Below are 781 nucleotides of genomic sequence, written 5' to 3'. Positions count from 1 at the left end.
ATTCGCAGGGGCAGGGGATCGGGCAGATCGTCATAATTCTGGATGTGCCCGTCGTGCCGCGTGGCGCGGGCAACGGAATTTCCGGCGGCGCGATGCCGATCCGCCATGGCATCGTGCTGTCGCTCGCGCGCTTTCGGCGCATTCTCGAAGTCGATCCGTACTCGCGCACGGCCACGGTCCAGCCCGGCCTGCGCAATCTGGCCTTTTCCGAATCTGCCTCTCCCTACGGCCTTTACTAACCGCACGCTCCGTCCTCGCCGCTCGCCTGCACGATCGGCGGCAACCGTTCCGAGAATTCGGGAGGCGTGCACTGACTCAAGTACGGCTTGACGCTGCATAACGTGCTGCGCGTGCGCGCCGTGACGATGGACGGCGAGATTGTCGAATTCGGCTCGCTCGCGCCCGATGCGCCCGGCCTCGACCTGCTCGCCGTGATGATCGGCAGCGAAGGCATGTTCGCGATCGTGACCGAAGTCACCGTCAAGCTGATCCCGCGGCCGCAGACCGCGCAGGTGATCATGGCGAGCTTCGACGATGTCGTGAAAGGCGGCGACGCCGTGGCCGCGATCATCGCCTCCGGCATCATTCCGGCCGGTCTGGAAATGATGGACAAGCCGGCGACGCGCGCGGTCGAAGAGTTCGTCAACGCGGGCTACGACCTCGACGCCGCGGCCATCCTGATGTGCGAGTCCGACGGCACGCCCGAGGAAGTCGCCGACGAAATCGCACGCACGACCGTCGTGCTGCGCGAGCACGGCGCAACACGCATCCAGATTTCGCT

General features: G+C 65.7%; 1 pseudogene. It reads left to right on the top strand.

Annotation, left to right across the window (positions count from 1 at the left end):
• Positions 1 to 781, top strand: a pseudogene (locus tag G3N95_RS40405) (FAD-binding protein); the annotation flags it as partial.

The sequence above is a fragment of the Paraburkholderia sp. Tr-20389 genome (assembly GCF_017104565.1).
Lineage (GTDB): Bacteria > Pseudomonadota > Gammaproteobacteria > Burkholderiales > Burkholderiaceae > Paraburkholderia.
Note: the sequence above shows the minus strand (reverse complement) of the source record. Positions and strands in the feature narration are given on the sequence as shown.